This window comes from Enterobacter sp. HNDS-6 (assembly GCF_039850505.1).
Classification (GTDB): Bacteria; Pseudomonadota; Gammaproteobacteria; order Enterobacterales; family Enterobacteriaceae; genus Enterobacter; species Enterobacter kobei.
In genome coordinates this window covers 4279072-4295462 of sequence record NZ_CP156673.1, presented here as the reverse complement: position 1 = coordinate 4295462, position 16391 = coordinate 4279072, and the positions used below count along the sequence as shown (strand labels likewise).

The 16391-nt window shown below is 44.1% G+C and carries 14 protein-coding genes and 1 pseudogene; 12 read left to right on the top strand and 3 right to left on the bottom strand.

Annotated elements, in window-relative coordinates; genetic code table 11:
* Window position 1: 1 nt before the first annotated feature.
* The 9 genes from ABFI50_RS20110 (at window position 2) to ptuB (ending at window position 9887) form a co-directional block, all read left to right on the top strand.
* Window positions 2-748, top strand: coding sequence for a hypothetical protein (locus ABFI50_RS20110; RefSeq protein ID WP_048977979.1), 747 nt, complete (start codon window positions 2-4; stop codon window positions 746-748).
* 138 nt (window positions 749-886) lie between these two features.
* Window positions 887-1986 (top strand): IS3 family transposase gene (locus ABFI50_RS20105; protein ID WP_347484906.1). Its coding sequence is split into 2 segments (ribosomal slippage): window positions 887-1142 and window positions 1142-1986, totalling 1101 coding nucleotides; the frame shifts between segments, so codons are not numbered across the junction.
* 205 nt (window positions 1987-2191) lie between these two features.
* Window positions 2192-3292 (top strand): ABC-three component system protein, encoded by a 1101-nt coding sequence (locus ABFI50_RS20100; RefSeq protein WP_048977954.1) that lies wholly within the window; start codon window positions 2192-2194, stop codon window positions 3290-3292.
* Window positions 3282-3767, top strand: a complete 486-nt coding sequence (locus tag ABFI50_RS20095) for an ABC-three component system middle component 2 (RefSeq protein ID WP_063444465.1) — start codon at window positions 3282-3284, stop codon at window positions 3765-3767. Before ABFI50_RS20100 ends, ABFI50_RS20095 begins: the two co-directional genes overlap by 11 nt.
* Window positions 3768-3769: 2 nt before the next feature.
* Complete coding sequence (locus tag ABFI50_RS20090) at window positions 3770-5596, top strand: AAA family ATPase (RefSeq protein WP_095526227.1); 1827 nt, start codon at window positions 3770-3772, stop codon at window positions 5594-5596.
* Window positions 5597-5765: 169 nt separating this feature from the next.
* Window positions 5766-6227 (top strand): hypothetical protein, encoded by a 462-nt coding sequence (locus ABFI50_RS20085; protein ID WP_233176679.1) that lies wholly within the window; start codon window positions 5766-5768, stop codon window positions 6225-6227.
* 422 nt (window positions 6228-6649) lie between these two features.
* Window positions 6650-7585 (top strand): retron St85 family RNA-directed DNA polymerase, encoded by a 936-nt coding sequence (locus tag ABFI50_RS20080; protein ID WP_063860790.1) that lies wholly within the window; start codon window positions 6650-6652, stop codon window positions 7583-7585.
* A complete protein-coding gene (gene ptuA, locus ABFI50_RS20075) occupies window positions 7582-9234 on the top strand; it encodes a retron Ec78 anti-phage system effector ATPase PtuA (RefSeq protein WP_063444466.1) in 1653 nt (550 codons plus the stop codon). Before ABFI50_RS20080 ends, ptuA begins: the two co-directional genes overlap by 4 nt.
* Window positions 9235-9236: 2 nt before the next feature.
* The gene (gene ptuB / locus ABFI50_RS20070) at window positions 9237-9887 is read left to right on the top strand and encodes a retron Ec78 anti-phage system effector HNH endonuclease PtuB (RefSeq protein WP_048977947.1); all 651 of its coding nucleotides are present in this window, start codon (window positions 9237-9239) and stop codon (window positions 9885-9887) included.
* A gap of 100 nt (window positions 9888-9987) precedes the next feature.
* Here ptuB and ABFI50_RS20065 read toward each other — a convergent pair.
* Window positions 9988-11072 (bottom strand): IS3 family transposase gene (locus ABFI50_RS20065; RefSeq protein WP_232683310.1). Its coding sequence is split into 2 segments (ribosomal slippage): window positions 9988-10877 and window positions 10877-11072, totalling 1086 coding nucleotides; the frame shifts between segments, so codons are not numbered across the junction.
* Window positions 11073-11244: 172 nt separating this feature from the next.
* Between ABFI50_RS20065 and ABFI50_RS20060 the strand changes: the two are divergent.
* Window positions 11245-11673: pseudogene (locus tag ABFI50_RS20060) on the top strand (tyrosine-type recombinase/integrase); the annotation flags it as partial.
* A gap of 151 nt (window positions 11674-11824) precedes the next feature.
* On the opposite strand, the gene ABFI50_RS20055 reads toward ABFI50_RS20060, so the two are convergent.
* Window positions 11825-12565 (bottom strand): DUF559 domain-containing protein, encoded by a 741-nt coding sequence (locus ABFI50_RS20055; protein ID WP_115509560.1) that lies wholly within the window; start codon window positions 12563-12565, stop codon window positions 11825-11827.
* Between the two features lie 277 nt (window positions 12566-12842).
* Here ABFI50_RS20055 and ABFI50_RS20050 point away from each other — a divergent pair, with 277 nt between their 5' ends.
* Together ABFI50_RS20050 and ABFI50_RS20045 are read left to right on the top strand one after the other, a co-directional pair.
* Window positions 12843-13847: an IS110-like element IS4321 family transposase gene (locus ABFI50_RS20050; RefSeq protein WP_000427623.1), complete on the top strand. Its 1005-nt coding sequence runs from the start codon at window positions 12843-12845 to the stop codon at window positions 13845-13847.
* Window positions 13848-14285: 438 nt separating this feature from the next.
* Window positions 14286-15344, top strand: coding sequence for a hypothetical protein (locus tag ABFI50_RS20045; protein WP_095526146.1), 1059 nt, complete (start codon window positions 14286-14288; stop codon window positions 15342-15344).
* Between the two features lie 482 nt (window positions 15345-15826).
* Here the strand turns inward: ABFI50_RS20045 and ABFI50_RS20040 are convergent, their stop codons facing one another.
* Window positions 15827-16123: a helix-turn-helix transcriptional regulator gene (locus ABFI50_RS20040; protein WP_047668715.1), complete on the bottom strand. Its 297-nt coding sequence runs from the start codon at window positions 16121-16123 to the stop codon at window positions 15827-15829.
* Between the last annotated feature and the right edge of the window lie 268 nt (window positions 16124-16391).

The window sequence follows — 16391 nt, the reverse complement described above, 5'->3', positions numbered from 1 at the left end:
TATGTTAGGGAAGATGGTTTTAGACAATTCCTTGTTAATCGCTTATGAAAATAAAAAAGAATCAAAAACATTTAAACTACTAATGAGGAAGTTCACACATCCTTACGCGACTAACTGGAAACAGATTAAAGCTGCATTAAAAGAAGGGCTTGAACTACCTAACCATGTTCAAATATTGTCTCAAATGGCACAGTTGCCAGAGAGTAACGATGATCTAATTACGTTGGCCTCAAAAACCATATTCAAAATAATTTTAACTGAGGACAGTTCCAAAGCCTTTCCATATGTACATTTCAAGAATGACATGGTTAATAAAAATATTGTTTTTTCATTATCTAGTACTGATAGCAGACAAGACTTGATCAGTTATTTTGGAATGATGTGCAGCAACGCCACAAAAATAACAATTTGCGATAACTATTTTTCTGAAAACTGGATGGAAAACAACAAGTTATTCTATCAAGTTCTTCCCAGAAGGAGGTTGCACATTGAATATGCCGAAGTTGCATCTGGAATTAGTGCAAGAGCAAATAGCTCAGAAATAACTAATACATTTCTGCATACCATATGCACAGATTGGACATCAAGCGTATCAGCACTTCAAAAATACTCAAATTGTCACGACCGATATCTGTTAATTGAGTCACCTGGAAGCAAAATAGAAGTTATGCTATCAAGCGGTTTTCACCATCTTTGGAAGGCTAATCCTAAGGAGATTACTTGTGTCTTTACAGAAATCCTACTGTAAACACAATAGAAAAACGAAATGAGGATTATTAGGGATGTAAGTATCCCGCATAATCGTGCTGATCTCCTCCCTGAAAACAGTGCCAGTCTAAACTGAAGTATCCGGTCTTTCTTCCATCTCGCTGGGAGGCACATCGCCATGAAAAAGACCCGTTATACCGAAGAACAGATTGCGTTTGCGCTGAAACAGGCAGAAACCGGGACCCGCGTCGGGGAAGTCTGCAGAAAGATGGGCATTTCTGAGGCTACCTTTTACAACTGGAAAAAGAAATTTGCCGGTCTGGGCGTGACTGAACTGCGACGTCTGAGGCAACTGGAGGATGAAAATCAGCGGCTGAAGAAACTGGTGGCTGATCTGAGTCTGGACAAAGAGATGCTTCAGGAGGTGCTGAAGCAAAAGTTCTGAGGCCGGCTCAGAAACGCCAGGCGGTGCATTTCCTGCTGGAAGCTTACCGTATCAGCGTCCGGCGGGGTTGCGGGCTGCTGATGCAGAGCAGAACTGTTTACCACTGGCTGAGCCGGCGTGATGATCGGGCGATAACCCTGCGCATCAGGGAGATAGCAGAAACCCGGATACGCTACGGTTGTCCACGCATTCATATCCAGTTACGTCGGGAGGGCTGGCTTGTTAGCAACAAGAAAACCCACCGGATTTATTGCCTGGAAGGACTGAATCTGCGCAGAAAGCGGCCCCGCAGACATTTCAGTGCAGCACGCCGTCAGCAGCGCCCGACGCTGACGCATGTCGATCAGTGCTGGAGTATGGATTTTGTGTCGGATAATCTGTTTAACGGGCGACGTTTTCGGGCACTGACTGTAGTGGATAATTTTAGTCGGGAATGTCTGGCGATCCATGCCGGAAAATCGCTGAAAGGTGACGATGTGGTCAGCGTAATGGAAGCGCTTCGGGTACTGGGTAAGCGCCTGCCGGTACGTATTCAGACGGATAACGGCAGCGAGTTTATCTCGAAAAGTCTGGATAAATGGGCGTATGAACACGGTGTCACGATAGACTTCTCCCGCTCCGGAAAACCGACAGATAATCCGTTTATTGAATCATTTAACGGTAGTCTGCGGGACGAATGTCTGAACATTCACTGGTTTTTGTCACTGGAAGATGCGCAGGACAAACTCGACAATTGGCGCAGGGAATACAATCATGAAAGAACGCATTCATCATTAAATGACATGACTCCGGCTGAATTTATCCGAAGTCTCCAGAAAGACGAAGATCTCTGATTTAGCACTGCACTGATTTTGGGCCAGGGTCAGTCAAACGCTGGTATCTTAATTACAGCGTTGATAGTTAGGGGTTATTCCATACTTGTTAAATGTCAAAATATTGATAAATGTTTTATAGATAACAGTAAGTTAGCCATATTTTTCATTGACCTTTCATTTGTGACGAAGCAAACTGACCTGAATAGTCGCATAGGTATGTCATATGATTCCTGATATTGAACTTAGAGATATTCAGCCAAAGGGAAACAGTGATGTCCCGTCGTCTTCGCACATCCAGACTGGATTACCGATTCCAAAAACAGTGCGGGTTCAGTTCTTTAGCCCTGACGAATGGGAGTCGTTTACAGAGGAATGGGCAAGTTATCTCAAAAATGAATATGTTGCAGCCAGACGCTTTGGGGGTTCTGGTGATCTTGGGATAGATATTGCTGGTTTCTGTTCTGACAAGGGATTCGAGGCGGTATGGGATAACTATCAATGCAAGCGGTATGGACATCCTCTTCGGCCTGGTGATATTTGGGTTGAAATTGGCAAGATTATTTATTACTCATATCTTGGCAAATATACCCCTCCACGAAAGCATTTTTTTGTTTGCTCTCAGGGAATCGGAACCAGTCTTGAACAGTTGTTGAACAAGCCTACTGAGTTGAAAGAAAAATCGATTGAAAACTGGGATAATTACTGTCTAAAGGGTATTACTTCTACTGCTGAAATTCCGTTGACTGGTGCATTAAGAGCTTACCTTGACGCATTTGATTTCACTATTTTTTCATCAAAATCGATAGTTGAGCTTATCGAAAGTCATGCCAGAACGGGTTTTCACTCGGTTCGCTTTGGTGGCGGGTTGCCGTATCGGCCTAACCCATCTTCTCCACCAACCATACCGACGGAAAATGAAAGCCGATACATTCGCCAGTTGCTTGATGCCTATGGAGACCATTTAGGCACAAATTTACCAGACGCTGCTTCGTTGGCGTCACACAATCAATTTCGTAGTGACTATCTTCGCCAGCGCGAACGTTTTTATCACGCAGAATCGCTAAAGAATTTTGCGCGAGATACTGTTCCTGCGGGGACATTTGATGCCTTACAGGATGAAATCTACCATGGTGTAATTGATGTCTGCGAAGATTATCACTTGAGTGGGTTTGCGAGAATGAAAGAAACTATGAAGCACGCTACCACTATCGCGGTCACATCGAATCCGTTGGTCACTTCAATTAAAACACAAGATCGCCAAGGCATATGCCATCAGTTGGCTAATGACGATCGCCTGATTTGGGTGCCAGATAATGAATCATAAAAAACATCCAGAGCCCTTCAATAGTCCTTTCGAAACCGGAATACGTTCGCTTGCGATTCTGGTTGCAGCCTTCCCTGAGTCTTATGATTTGCAACGGCTGGTTGAAATGGATTATCTCGTTGTGCATTCCGGTGATGCTGATGGTCCTGACAGTTTGCATGCCCCACTACCGATGCGTGCGGGCGAACTACTAGTCAGGCATGGTTTGATTGAAAAGGGATTGATGCTCATGATGAGCAGGGGGCTCGTGCAACGTGTTTCAACTAGTGATGGGTTCAACTATCTTGCTGGCGAGCTCGCGGCACCTTTTATCTCTTCTCTTACGACTGAATATTCATGTCGACTAAAAGTTTGTGCTGAATGGGTAATTGGTGAATTTAAAGACCTGCCTACGCAGGAAATACGGAACATTACACATCGCTTGTTTCAGCAGTGGTCGAGTCAGTTCCAAAGTATTCAGTCATCTGGAGGATGATGATGAGCGATAATTATTTGCAGCTTAGAAAAATTTTGTTCCGTGGCCAAACCAAAGAATCCGTTTTATCTTTTTCATCCGGTATTAATGTGATTTGTGGGGCTTCCGATACCGGCAAATCATTCCTAGCAGAAACTCTGGATTTTATGCTGGGTGGAACGGAGCTCAGGGTAATTACAGAATTAGCTGCTTATGCAGAAATAACTCTCGATTTTGTCACCAGTGATGGTCGAAGTTGGCGTCTACAACGTGCAGTTACTGGCGGGAATTTCAAGTTAACTGATTTGGATGAGCCAGACTCGAAACCTATCGTGCTAAAACAGAAGTACGTCCGGGGTAAAACGGATAATATCTCCAGTTTTTTACTTGAACAGATTGGCTTGCCGAATAAGGAGATTTTGAAAAGTAGTACCAAAGCTACGACTCAGGGACTGAGCTTCCGCAATCTGGCGAGGCTTGCTCTGGTTCAGGAAGATGAAATTCAGCATAAAGGCTCTCCCTTTTGGAGTGGGCAGTTCACAACCAAAACCGCTGAACTGGCAACGGTCAAACTTCTGCTGACAGGGGTTGATGATTCTGCGGTCGTTGCAGTAAGTGGCGATGGTGTAAGCAATACGTCTCAGATTATGTTGATTGATGAGTTAATTGCGGAGTTAGCCATTGAAATTAAGGATATGGGAGAAGAGCGTGATGATCTGGCCTCCCAACTGACTCGCCTTGAACAATCTATTGAGAGTCAACGTGAATCGCTTACTGCCGCACAGCAGCAACTAGAGCGGTTATTACAGCAAAGGGGACTGGCCTTTGATGAGCGAAACAAAATCCAGGGACGACTGGATGAGATATCCGAACTACTTGCCAGATTTACACTTCTGAATGAGCATTATGTTATAGATATCAACCGTCTGAAATCCATTCAGGAGAGTGGGTTAATCTTCATGCATATTAACGTGGTTCCTTGCCCTCATTGTGGAGCGAGTCCTGCTCACCAACACCTGGAACAAATATGTGATGGAGATGTAGATTCAATCATTACTTCAGCAACTGCCGAGATGCAAAAGACCGAACGACTTTTGGCTGAGCTGAATTGTACAGTCAGAGATCTTGTCAGCGAAAAGCAACGCCTTGAGAAGCAATGCATTGTCCATGAAGAGGATTATTTGCGTCTGGATAAAGCCATTCGGGAAACTATTGCTCCTGAAGTTGACAGTTTCAGGCATTCGTATGCTGAACTGATCGACGAACGGGCCATTGTCCAGCAATCTATTGATTTGTTCTCAAGATTGGACCGGCTGGAAAGCAGGAAAGTGAAATTACAAAGTGATACTCCGGTAAAAAAAGAAAAAAGTGCGGTGCAAAACGGCATTCCAGAGTCTGTTGCCCATAGTCTGTCGTTAAAAATCTCCTCTATATTAAAAGACTGGCATTTTCCCGGAGCATGCCAGGTATTTTTTGACAAAAATACTTCGGATTTTGTAATTGATGGAAAACCTCGCGGTAGCCGGGGAAAGGGGCTACGAGCAATTACCCATGCGGCAGTCAGTGTCGGACTACTTGAGTTTTGCCAGGAAAATGGGCTATCGCATCCGGGATTCCTAGTTCTGGATTCCCCTCTACTGGCTTACTACAAACCAGAAGGTGAAGATGATGTGGCTTTGCAAGGTACTGACTTGAAAGAGAAATTCTATGATTATCTTGTGAAGCACCATAATGAAGATAGTCAGATCATTATTATAGAAAATCCGCATCCACCGCAAAGCATGAATAAACAGATTACTATGACGGTATTCACTGGTAATCCTAGGGTTGGCCGTTTCGGGTTGCTTTGATTAGGTGGATGGTTTGAATGGAAACACAATGCACAATGTCGTGCAGTTGTTGCTGCGCACAATGGTCGTTTATGGACGAAGTTATCACTTCAGTCAAAGGAATTTTAAGTAGCTAAGCTGCGCGTTGGATAGGTAATGAAATGTAACACAAACAGATATTATAGCGACCGTGGCATGTGCCATATCAGGGGTCGCCGCGCTATTTTCAGGAATAGCATTATGTCAATCAGCAAAAGCAAACCGCAGAGCAAATCAGGTATCAGAGCGAGGCTTGCGTATTGATTTAGTTGATTATCGTATGAATATACGGAATGCGTTCACGTTAATTATGGATGAGTTCGAGGCGCAGAGATACGGGCCAGCAGATAACTATATTATTCAATCAAAAATCACCTTCCGTGATGCGGGTATATTTTTTGGTAATGACGTAAGTGAATTTCTTACCGAGTTAATGAGACAAATTAGCACCTACAGCGAGATATTTAAAACTAGGACAATTGGCCGTCTTATTTTTGACCCTCAAGGATATGTTAGAGAGGAAGAGCAACGATTAGAACAAATAAGGCTATGGGTGATAGCACAGCGTGGGCCCGGCAATGACATGTTCGACAGAATCATAAGTGTTTCATGATACACACTAGACCCGGCCTCAGTGCCGAGTGTTTAATTTTCCTCACTCCAACCGTCGCCTCACCGTCCCCCAAACGAATCGGAACAGCTGTTCCATGAACAGTCAGATGGTGTGGACAAAATTAGTTGCCCACTACACTTCAAGACTATAAATTCTGGAGTAACAGTCTGTTAGCTTCCTTCATGGGCCAGTCATGGAGAGTTGTTAAGCATGGCTGTTTGCGATAAGCTTTAGATACTCTTTAGCGTTGGACGGTTACGTCTAGTCGGGTGATTAGCCAGACTCTAACTTATTGAACGTATTAAGGGTTGCGAAAGTGTCGCAACCCGAGATCGTTCCTCTCTCGGGTTGCGACACTTTCGCTTCCTCAAGTAAAGAGTGAAGCCCGGCGTAAATGCGCCGGGCCATTTTCAGGTACTGTTATGTCTGTTATTCGTAGATTAGCTGCGGTTTTACGTCAAAGTGACTCTGGTATCAGCGCCTTTCTTGTGACCGCCCCGAGAAAGTACAAAGTTTACAAAATCCCTAAGCGTACGACGGGGTTTAGAGTCATTGCCCAGCCTGCCAAAGGGCTAAAAGATATCCAGCGAGCCTTTGTTCAGCTCTATAACTTCCCTGTTCATGATGCTTCAATGGCCTATATGAAAGGGAAGGGAATTCGTGATAATGCTGCAGCACACGCTGGCAACCAGTATCTCCTGAAGGCGGATCTGGAGGATTTTTTTAACTCAATTACACCAGCAATTTTTTGGCGGTGCATTGAAATGTCATCTGCGCTGACACCTCAATTTGAACCCCAAGATAAGTTTTTTATTGAAAAGATCCTTTTCTGGCAACCGATAAAGCATCGCAAAACCAAATTGATATTGAGTGTTGGTGCCCCTTCTTCACCAATCATATCCAATTTCTGTATGTATGAGTTCGATAATCGAATTCATGCGGCTTGCAATAAGCTGGAGATAACATACACACGTTATGCAGATGACCTCACATTCTCGTGTAATATCCCTAATGTACTGAAAGCTGTTCCTTCAACACTTGAGGCGTTACTGAAGGATTTATTCGGAAGCGAGCTCAGACTTAATCACAGCAAAACGGTTTTCTCATCAAAAGCACATAACCGGCATGTGACTGGCGTAACAATAAATAATGAAGAGAAATTGTCACTAGGGCGCGATAGAAAAAGATTTATCAAACACCTGATTAACCAGTACAAGTATGGGCTCCTTGATAATGAGGATAAAGCTTATCTGACCGGGCTGTTAGCATTTGCCAGCCATATCGAACCTGGGTTCATCACACGGATGAACGAAAAATACTCATTAGAACTCATGGAGCGCCTGAGAGGACAGAGATGACCAAACAATACGAAAGAAAAGCAAAGGGTGGAAATTTACTGTCAGCGTTCGAACTTTACCAACGTAATAATGATAATGTGCCTGGTCTGGGTGAAATGTTGGTGGATGAGTGGTTCGAAACCTGTAGGGATTACATTCAGGATGGACACGTTGATGAGTCAGGAACGTTTCGTCCAGATAATGCGTTCTATCTTCGCCGCCTGACGCTAAAGGACTTTCGCCGTTTCTCTCTTCTTGAAATCAAATTCGAAGAAGATCTGACAGTCATTATTGGCAACAATGGTAAAGGTAAGACAAGCATCTTATATGCGATCGCAAAAACGCTGAGTTGGTTCGTCGCGAACATCCTGAAGGAAGGTGGTAGTGGACAAAGGTTAAGCGAACTGACTGACATAAAAAATGACGCTGAAAACAGGTATGCCGATGTCAGCAGCACTTTCTTCTTTGGCAAAGGACTTAAGAGTGTGCCGATCAGATTGTCACGCTCAGCCCTTGGTACAGCAGAAAGGCGGGACAGCGAGGTTAAGCCTGCAAGGGATTTAGCTGATATATGGCGAGTCATCAATGAGGCGAAGACGATCAACTTGCCGACGTTTGCTCTTTACAACGTTGAGCGATCGCAACCCTTTAACCGCAATACAAAAGATAATGCCGGACGCAGAGAAGAGCGTTTTGATGCCTATAGTCAAGCACTGGGTGGCGCAGGTCGTTTCGATCATTTCGTTGAGTGGTACATTTACCTGCATAAGCGTACCATATCAGATATCTCAAGTTCAATTAAAGAACTTGAACAACAAGTTAATGACTTACAGCGTTCCGTTGATGGCGGTATGGTTTCGGTAAAATCACTTCTGGAACAGATGAAGCTAAAGCTTAGTGAAGCTTCAGAAAGAAACGATGCTGCGGTTTCCTCGAAAATGATAACTGAGTCTGTTCAAAAAAGTGTTGTTGAGAAATCAATCTGCTCGGTTGTACCTAGTATCAGTAAGATATGGGTTGAAATGACAACGGGTTCTGATTTAGTCAAAGTTACCAATGATGGGCATGATGTTACTATTGACCAATTGTCTGACGGGCAGCGTGTATTTCTGTCGTTGGTGGCTGATCTTGCGCGAAGAATGGTCATGCTTAATCCCCTACTGGAAAATCCATTAGAGGGACGTGGCATTGTTTTAATTGATGAAATAGAACTTCACCTTCATCCTAAGTGGCAGCAGGAAGTTATCCTGAACCTGCGCAGTGCATTCCCTAACATTCAATTTATTATTACAACACACAGTCCCATTGTTCTTTCTACTATTGAGAAACGCTGTATTCGTGAGTTTGATCCCAACGATGATGGCAACCAATCATTCCTTGATTCTCCCGATATGCAAACAAAGGGAAGTGAGAATGCTCAAATTCTTGAGCAGGTAATGAACGTACATCCTACACCGCCTGGTATTGCGGAATCTCATTGGTTAGGTGACTTTGAACTATTGCTTTTAGATAATTCGGGAGAACTCGATAACCAGTCTCAAGAGCTTTACGACCAAATAAAGACGCACTTTGGCATCGATAGTGCTGAGTTGAAGAAAGCAGACAGCCTTATTCGCATTAATAAGATGAAGAATAAAATAAACAAGATAAGGGCCGAGAAGGGAAAATAGGAATGAAAGAGTTAGCTCGGCTGGAGAGTCCGGAGATTCTGGACCAGTATACAGCCGGTCAAAATGACTGGATGGAGATTGATCAGTCTGCGGTATGGCCGAAATTAACTGAAATGCAGGGTGAGTTTTGTGCTTATTGTGAGTGCCGGTTGAATAGACGTCATATTGAGCATTTCAGGCCAAGGGGAAAATTTCCTGCTCTGACGTTTATCTGGAGTAACCTGTTTGGTTCTTGTGGCGATTCCAAAAAAAGTGGCGGGTGGTCACGTTGCGGTATATATAAGGACAATGGTGCTGGCGCCTACAATGCTGATGATCTAATAAAACCTGATGAAGAAAACCCTGACGACTACCTGCTATTTCTCACTACCGGAGAGGTTGTACCAGCTATCGGACTCACGGGGAGAGGGCTTAAAAAAGCGCAAGAAACTATCCGTGTTTTTAACCTGAACGGTGACATAAAGTTGCTTGGTAGTCGCAGAACTGCAGTGCAAGCAATCATGCCTAATGTCGAATATTTGTATTCTCTGCTCGAAGAGTTTGAAGAAGATGACTGGAATGAAATGCTCAGAGATGAGCTCGAAAAGATAGAGTCTGATGAATTCAAAACGGCGCTAAAACATGCATGGACTTCCAACCAAGAGTTCGCATAGCCATAAAGTTTCGACAACTAAAAAAAAGAGAGTGCTGAACTTTATTAAAGAGTTGCATCCGGTACTGGACTGACCACGCTCCTGTAGACAGTTTCTGTCCTCACGGCGAGGCCTTTTCGAAGGCCTCCGGGCTGACGCCACCGAGGTGGCTGTGGCGCCGGGCCCGATTGTAGAACACTTCAATGTAATCGAAGATATCCGCCCGGGCCAGATCCCGGGTTTTATAGATACGTTTTCTGATCCGCTCTTTTTTCAGTGAACTGAAGAACGATTCGGCCACCGCATTATCCCAGCAGTTGCCACGCCGGCTCATACTCGGGGTCAGGTTATTGGCCCGGCAGAAGCGCTGCCAGTCGTCACTGCCGTACTGGCTGCCCTGGTCTGAGTGAACGATAACCTCGTCGTCGGGTTTACGTCGCCAGACCGCCATCATCAGCGCATCCAGCGCCAGTTCGCGTGAGAGAGTGGGTTTCATCGACCAGCCGACCACGTTACGGGCGAAGAGATCGATAACCACCGCCAGATACAACCATCCCTGCCAGGTACGGATATAAGTAATATCGGTGACCCAGACCTGGTTGGCCCGGACAACGGTGAACTGCCGCTGCACGCGATTAGGAGCAACGACTGAAGGCCTTCCAGCGATACGACGTGGCGCTTTATAGCCGCGCACGGCTTTGATCCGGTTCAGTTGCATGATACGGCCCACCCGGTTTTTGCCGCAGGTTTCACCGATTTCATTCAGATCGCCATGAACCCGACGATAGCCATAGACGCCACCGCTCAGGGAATATGAATCGCGGATGAGCGTCAGCAGACGCTGGTTATCTTTATCCCGCGCAGAGACCGGATTATGCAGCCACGCATAAAACCCGGCCCGGGCAACGCACAAAACCCGACACATCGTCATGACACCCCATACAGTGCGGTGCTCATTGATAAAGCGGTACTTCAGTCGGGCTCCCTTGCAAAGTACCGCGCGGCCTTTTTCAGAATATCCCGTTCTTCCTCAGTGCGCTTCAGTTGGGCCCTGAGCTTCAGGATCTCGCTTTTCGCTTCCAGTAAATCACGGGCATGCTGTTCGCTGTTATCGGGTTTAATTGCCCGTAACCACTTATAGAGACTGTGTGCGGAAACGCCCAGCCGGTCAGAAACTTCGGCCACGGAATAACCGCGTTCCGTTATCTGACGGACGGCTTATTCCTTAAATTCAGGTTTAAATCGTGGTGTGCCCATACGCTCCTCCTATGCTCAAACTATAGGGCAGGATCGTCTACCGGGGTGGGGTCAGTCCAGGATCGTCTACCGGGGTGGGGTCAGTCCATTACTAACTGATGGTTGTAGCTAATACTGGGGGCAGGTCACTGATGTTGCATATGGTAGCTCGGTTTCAAGCAGAGCAACGGTGCTGCAACAGAAAACCGGTAGCCCTGTGCAATTTGAGATAACCAAAGGGACAAGAGAAGCTGTTGCTGCATTGATAAAGCTTGGCAATTTGCACAGTAAAGACTTCTTGTTTCGGTCTCGGATCGGAACTAACCGGCACATATCAACCCGACAATACAGCCGAATTTTTCATGGGTGGGTAGAAAAGCTTGGTCTCGAAGCTTCGCTTTACAGCACACATTCCATGAGAAGAACAAAACCTTACCTGATATACAAGAAAACCAAGAATCTCCGGGTGATCCAACTTCTGTTGGGCCATAAGAAACTGGAAAGCACAGTCCGTTATCTGGGCATCGAAGTCGATGATGCGTTAGTGATCTCTGAATCGGTTGAAGTCTAAGGTTGTCAGGGCTGCAACAGCAGCCCTGTGCCAGTAGCGGACGTTGCTAGTGTATTAGCTAATCTCTGGGGTATTGCCATTAATTTGGATTGATGCTGAATTGCTATAAGTGATAATTTCTGATTGAGGGGTACTCACTTATAGTCGCTAATCAACTATTATGAAACGTTTTTAAAAATTCGAATAGTCTCCTGCGGAAGTGTTCTTTAATATTTCCAATGTGTGCCATCAATTGTTCATGTGATTTCTCGGTTTGCTGGATTTTGGTCAGATCATGTGTGTTCACGCTCTGAATACGAAAAACCGTAGCCCCTTGACTTTGGACATAAGAATCTCTTAGTTTATCATTACGAACATTATCTGAATTAAGATGCATCGGGCCATCAAATTCAACGATCACTTTTGCTACAGAGTATTCAATCAATTCTTTAATAATCACCAATTCCAAGGATAAGTCTAATTCATACGATCCTCTTGCATTCAAACCTAGAGATATCTTTGGTACTTTTAATTCTGGACTAATTCGAAAGCAATGAGAGATATTTGTAGAAAATTCCAAATCGTTTGAAAATATACCGTTAGCAGCCAATGTCTCCAATGTGAAAACTGGATAGGCATTATTAGATGTTGTTAACGAGTTAACTTTGAACGCTGGATATTCAGTTAGTGTAGAAATTAATTCTACAGTCCCTTTTAATGCAGGAAGGCTGACATTAGGGTTTTTTGAAAGGCATAGCATTAGCAAACTTGCTTTATATCCTAGTTTTTTTGATAGCTCATTATAAGGTAATGGAGTGAACGTAAAACTACTAACTCCCAAAGAATAGGCTGTCCGCTCAACGGTTTCGCGGGAAACTGGCGACGCTGATTCATCGATGGTTAAATTAAACATTCTCGATATCCTAGTAGCAATGCTGTCCTTTGATACTAGCGGAAAGAGAACGTTTATGGCAGGTTTTAATTATAACAAAACATTATAAAAAACTATGAAATGAATGAAAATACCATTCATTTATCAGCCTCCGTCAGCAGGAAAATGTCCGCTCCTCGCTCAAAGCTGCCTGTCATGCTTGCTTAAAAAACAGGCTTAACGTAGGATATTTAATGAGATGGTCACTCCCTCCTTCCCGGTACTATGCTGAGGACAGGCTTTCATTCGGAGAACTATCATGGAAAACATTGCGCTCATTGGTATCGATCTGGGTAAAAACTCTTTCCATATTCATTGCCAGGATCGTCGCGGGAAGGCTGTTTACCGTAAAAAATTTACCCGGCCAAAGTTGATCGAATTTTTGGCGACATGCCCCGCTACAACCATCGCAATGGAAGCCTGTGGCGGTTCTCACTTTATGGCACGCAAGTTGGAAGAGTTGGGGCATTCCCCAAAGCTGATATCACCACAATTTGTCCGCCCGTTCGTTAAAAGCAATAAAAACGACTTTGTCGACGCCGAAGCTATTTGTGAAGCTGCATCGCGTCCGTCTATGCGTTTTGTGCAGCCCAGAACGGAATCTCAGCAGGCAATGCGGGCTCTGCATCGTGTCCGTGAATCCCTGGTTCAGGATAAGGTAAAAACAACCAATCAAATGCATGCTTTTCTGCTGGAATTTGGCATTAGCGTTCCCCGAGGAGCTGCCGTTATTAGCCGACTGAGTACCATTCTTGAGGATAATAGTTTGCCTCTTTACCTCAGCCAGTTATTGCTGAAATTACAACAGCATTATCACTATCTTGTTGAGCAGATTAAAGATTTGGAATCCCAGTTGAAACGAAAGTTGGACGAAGATGAGGTTGGACAGCGCTTGCTGAGCATTCCCTGCGTCGGAACACTGACAGCGAGTACTATTTCAACTGAGATTGGCGACGGGAAGCAGTACGCCAGCAGCCGTGACTTTGCGGCGGCAACAGGGCTTGTACCTCGGCAGTACAGCACGGGAGGTAGGACGACATTGCTGGGAATTAGTAAGCGAGGTAATAAAAAGATCCGAACTTTGTTGGTTCAATGTGCCAGGGTATTCATACAAAAACTGGAACACCAGTCTGGCAAATTGGCCGATTGGGTCAGGGATTTACTGTGCCGGAAAAGCAACTTTGTCGTCACTTGTGCTCTGGCAAACAAGCTGGCCAGAATAGCCTGGGCCCTAACGGCACGACAGCAAACTTATGTAGCATAACGGCAGAAATACACCGGTTTAAAGAATTACTGATCTGGTTTTGCGAATACTGATATTGATGATACTAACGGCCCACCGGCCTGTTGAGGAACCTGTAAAACGGAAAGGCTCATTGAAGCCGTATATTTTCTGGAGGTTCATCAGGCGCGGAACTCATCAAGGCGCGGGAATAAAATCCCATTCAGACGCCGGATAGATTCAAGCAAGCCAACTTGTCGTCAAAATCGGTGTTGCAAAAACGGGAGTGACCATAGATTCCGTTTTCCAAGCGGACCCCATAAGTGGCGCATTAGGCACAAGTGGTTGAGGGGATGGGAAGCCATAACGGAAAATGATTTTGACAGTGACAACGCAGCTTTCAGTTATAAATATGACTACTTTTTAAGAAGTGATTTTTCAAAAAATAGAAATACATAACAAATTTTCTAATGGTGCCAAATGGAAAGTATCGCGCTATACAACTGGGCTACAAGTGTTTTGTCTTCTATTACAGAAGATTTGAATGATCATTACTATAAAGAAATTAATGGCAGTCTCGCTTTACAATTTGAAACTACAGATATTGTGAACGCTAGAGCTTTAGTTTACTCAGAGCGTGATGAACCACCAAGGCATGCTATATCAATCACATATAAATTAATCCGATCATTATATGATGATGCTGCTGCTTTTGTAGATTATGTTCACTCGGGTAAAGATGATGAAGCTTATGATATGTGGTTTAACGGGCAAACCAACTTTACCACTTTAAGAGATGAGTGGGATAAAACTAATTTTACTAAAAACATTTTTCTAGCAGGTTTGACATGGGTTTTTTTTCATGAGTTAGGACACTTAACTCAGGGCCATTTATTTATAAGGAACAGGTATAGTTCCGATATTAATGTAATGTCTGAAATTCACTTAAATAATTTATCATCAGACAATAACGATGCATCTGCCATTTGGCACGCAACGGAACTTGCAGCCGATTATTTTTCCACATGCATGTGTGTAGTAGAAATTGTTCGACAACTTGCCATTAATGAAAATTGCGAATTGGCAATTTGCTTTTTGACATGTGGTATATCATTAATGTTACATCGTTTTCAAGGCGAAAAATTTTATGAGGTTCAAACAGAACCAGTTGGTACACATCCTAGGCCATTCGTAAGGCTTGAAATGATCGTACCTTTAATTTTTGAATTACTTTCTATTACAAACACAGATCAACGTCGTAGTTATGTGCTTGCAGGTGGTGAATCGGCCAACAGGGTTGGACTGTTCTGGATAAGAAAGACTGGAATAATGGAGGGTATTCCTGAACATTACCTTATCGAAGGTACATTGAACCGGCCTGGAGTTGTTGAGTATTTGAGGCATATTATTTTTATTTGGGATAGCATTTCATCTGAAATCTCTGAGATGTTCACTTTTGGCACAAAAAAAATGCTTCTCAACTTCACGAATGTACTTCGGACTGCACCAGATTTGAATGATGATACACAGGAAAAATAATGCTGCTCAGTGTTAATTAACAATTCGCATAATATAGGGGTTCTGTGCCGGAACCGCCGAAATTTCTGGCGCAGTGAATTAGTCGAATTTTGAAGCATGTTTGGCATGTGCTGACGTGTACGTTGTACGTTGTACGTTTATGGTGCCGTGAGTGAGAATTTATCCGTACCAGCTATGTGAGACGCTGCGGTCAGTGATTTTTCGTTCCAAACGGCCATTTCTTTACTGTCCGGTTGACGGCGGTCTTACGTACAGGCAGACAACCGCATAAATTATGCGTCACGGAAATTTCGGCGGTTCCGGCGTACAACCCCAGATTAACGTCCGCTCATCGCTCACAGCGGACATTTAAATTGGTCAATTTATCCGCACCGAGCCAGAATCGGGCGTGGCTAAACAGTCTGAGTTGATCAATGGGGAAACAGATCAAATGCTTAGAGGCGGTGCCTGATGTCCAGACCTATCAAATAGGCTTGCTCCTATCACCATTCCTCACGCCTTGCCGGTGAATCAAACTCCTTTTCTACAAAATTCGTAGGCTTTGTATAAGTTGAAAGAGGTGCAGAACTGAGCGAAATCTCCACCCCTAAAATATTTAACACTTTGTATAGACGCTCAAAACTTGCTTTTGAAGGATTTGCCTCAAGGCGAGCATAAGTCTGCTGAGTTACACCCAACATGGCAGATAATTCTCTTTGAGTTAATCCTTTTGATTTACGAAAACCAATTAAAAGTGGACGTAACTGGCTTAGAAGTCTAACGGGAAAAATAGTATCCATAAGTACGTGGCCATGTCGATTTCTTCATAATAAATTCAATCCTCATAAAAAACAGCCTGTAAGGTGTTTTATTACTTTACAGTTTAAAAGGTGTAAGGATGAACTCGTTGTTTAACTAGTACTGCTTGAATTTTAAAGGTTGCATCTCGCTCTGGCTGGGATTATATTTATTAAGGACTAGCATATAGTGGTGTACGCTGTTAACCTCATTGTAATGAGGCTGATCAGGGTATGAAGGGAGAGGGCGGACTCTGCTTCGCCCTCTCTT